2 protein-coding genes are annotated in these 2,963 nt (G+C 70.6%); one reads left to right on the plus strand and one right to left on the minus strand.

The features are described 5' to 3' along the window. Positions 1-3: 3 nt before the first annotated feature. Positions 4-1,488, minus strand: coding sequence for a UDP-N-acetylmuramate--L-alanine ligase (gene murC / locus AC08OU_RS24125; RefSeq protein ID WP_476602362.1), 1,485 nt, complete (start codon positions 1,486-1,488; stop codon positions 4-6). Positions 1,489-1,921: 433 nt separating this feature from the next. Here murC and ftsZ point away from each other — a divergent pair. After that, a partial coding sequence (ftsZ, locus tag AC08OU_RS24130) for a cell division protein FtsZ (protein WP_476602363.1) occupies positions 1,922-2,963 on the plus strand: 1,042 nt, incomplete at its 3' end.

Genomic DNA, 2,963 nt, shown 5'->3' on the forward strand with positions numbered 1-2,963 from the left:
AGGTCAACCGGCCGCCGCGAAGCCCAGGGCGGCCAGTAGCCGGGGACCGACCGTGGTGCTCGTTCCCGCTCCGAGCGTGAGCAGTAGGACCCCCCGCGACGCCTCGTCGCTCAGGGCGGCGCGGACGTCCGTGGCGAGTCGTTCGACGAGTTCGGACCAGGACACGTAGTACGTTGCCGCCGGCTCGCTCACCCGCTTGACCAGGTCGACGGCATGCAGACCGAGGTCGTCGGTCTCGCGGGCGGCATAGATGTCGGTGACGTACACCCGGTCGGCGTCGCCGAACGCGGCCGCGAAGTCATCCAGCAGCGCGGCGAACCGACTGAACGTATGTGGCTGGAGTACCGCCCAGATCTGCCGTCCCCGAGCCCGCGAACGGGCCGCGGCGAGCGTCAGACGGATCTCCGTCGGATGATGCGCGTAGTCGTCGATCACCTCCAGGCTGCCCGGACCTCCGGCGGGCCCGGTGCCGGTGCTGCCGTTCCAGAAGCCCACGAACTCGAACCGTCGGGCCGCGCCGGTGAAGGTCGTCAGGGTGGTGAGGGTCTGGGCGGGAGCGACTCCCAGTTCGGTGGCGGTGGCGAGGACCGCGAGCGCGTTCAGCACCGAGTGTCGGCCGGGTATCGTCAGGGTCAGCGCACCGACCTCCTGGCCGGCCCGCAGGACGGTCGCCCCGGTCATGTCGTCCCCCGCGGTGGTGACGACGTCGACCGCGCGCCAGTGGCGTTCCGGCTCGAAGCCGTAGTCGATCACCGCGACGTCCTTGCCGGGCCGCTGGCGACCCAGCTCGGTGAGGACGGCGACCACCCCGGGATGATCTCCGCAGACAACCAGTCGTCCACCCGGCCGGACCCGTCGGGCGAACGCGGCGAAGGCTGCCCGGACCGATGCCTCGTCGGGGAAGACGTCGGGGTGCTCCCACTCAACGTTGGTGATGACGGCGATGCTCGGGTCGAGGCCCGCGAAGGCGCCGCCGTACTCGTCGGACTCCAGGACGAAGACGTCGCCGGAGCCGGCCAGCGCGTTCCCCCCCAGCTGTGACACCTCTGCGCCGATGACCGCCGTGGGATCCAGCCCGGCGGCGCGCAGGACCAGGGTGAGCATCGCCGAGGTGGTCGACTTGCCGTGCGAACCGGCGACGGCGACCAGCCGGTACCCGGCGGTGAGCTCCGGTAGCCATTCCGAACGGCGGCGCACGGGCAGACCGAGCGCGCGGGCGGCGACGATCTCCGGATGGTCGTCGGGCAGCGCGCTGGACGCGACCACGACATCCGCACCGGCGAGCTCGGCGGCGACGGCGGCCGGACCGGGCGTGGCCCCGATCCGGATCGGTACCCCCCGTGCGCGTAGGGTCGCCACCCGGGGCGAGTCCTCGGAGTCGCTGCCGCTCACCGTCCCGCCGCCCGCGAGATGGATCTGGGCCAGCGGAGACAGGCCGCTGCCTCCGATGCCGAGGAAATGGACGTGCTGGGTGCGCTGACCGGTCACGGGAGGCAGTACACCATCATCGGCTCCGGGGATGGTGAGGTCCCTTGATCCGTGGCACGGCCGGGTGCCGGGATCCGTACATTGAGCGGGACCCGTACATTGAGACGAAGCCCTCGCCGGCTGTCCAGGGGAGGTCGCCAGAGGCGAGCCACGGCTACCATAGACCCCTTCTGGGGCGGGGGCCCCGCATGCTGGCGAAGCCACCATGCGGGGAAAGTCGTGACGCGCCGACAGCGTCCTTGACCACCGCCGGAGCCGTGCCTACTGTCCGATCCACAGTCGGAAGTTGACATAACTGTAACCGTCTAGCTGGCGGTGAAGGTTGAGGCTTCGACTGCTTTCCCGCTCGCCGCGTGGCTCCGCCTTCCCGCGGCGGCGCAGGGGCGGGGTAACCCCCGTCCGACCACCGACGCCGCTGGAGGACCGACACCGCATGGCTGCCCCACAGAACTATCTCGCGGTCATCAAGGTCGTCGGGATCGGTGGTGGTGGCGTCAACGCCGTCAACCGGATGATCGAAGTCGGTCTCAAGGGCGTCGAGTTCATCGCCATCAACACCGACGCCCAGGCCCTGCTCATGAGCGACGCCGACGTGAAACTCGACGTCGGCCGTGAGCTCACCCGAGGCCTCGGCGCCGGAGCCGACCCCGAGGTCGGCCGCCAGGCTGCCGAGGATCACCGGGAGGAGATCGAGGAGGTCCTCAAGGGGGCCGACATGGTCTTCGTCACCGCAGGTGAGGGTGGTGGCACGGGTACCGGCGGTGCGCCGGTCGTCGCGAACGTCGCCCGCTCCCTCGGAGCACTCACCATCGGTGTGGTCACCCGGCCGTTCACCTTCGAGGGTCGGCGCCGGGCCACCCAGGCTGACACCGGTATTGACACTCTTCGTAATGAGGTCGATACCCTCATTGTCATCCCGAACGACCGTCTGCTGGCGATGACGGACCGGGACATCAGCGTTCTCGACGCCTTCCGCAGCGCCGACCAGGTGCTGCTCTCCGGTGTCCAGGGCATCACCGACCTGATCACCACGCCCGGCCTGATCAACCTGGACTTCGCCGACGTCAAGACGGTCATGTCCCATGCCGGCAGCGCCCTGATGGGCATCGGACGGGCCCGCGGCGACGACCGGGCCACCGTCGCCGCCGAACAGGCCATCGCGTCCCCCCTGCTCGAGGCGAGCATGGACGGGGCCCAGGGGGTGCTGCTCAACATCTCGGGTGGGTCGGACCTCGGCCTGTTCGAGATCAACGCGGCCGCCGAACTGGTCGCCGACGCGGCCCACCCGGAAGCGAACATCATCTTCGGTGCGGTCATCGACGACGCACTCGGGGACGAGGTGCGGGTGACGGTCATCGCCGCCGGCTTCGACACCGTCCAGGACCGGCGGACCCGCACCCTCAACGCCGCGGGGCAGCGGCGCCCGCCGGGGCCGGCCGGCGGGTCGGCTGCCGGGCCGCCGACCGTGGCCGCCC

Source organism: Frankia sp. CcMO1, assembly GCF_977945845.1.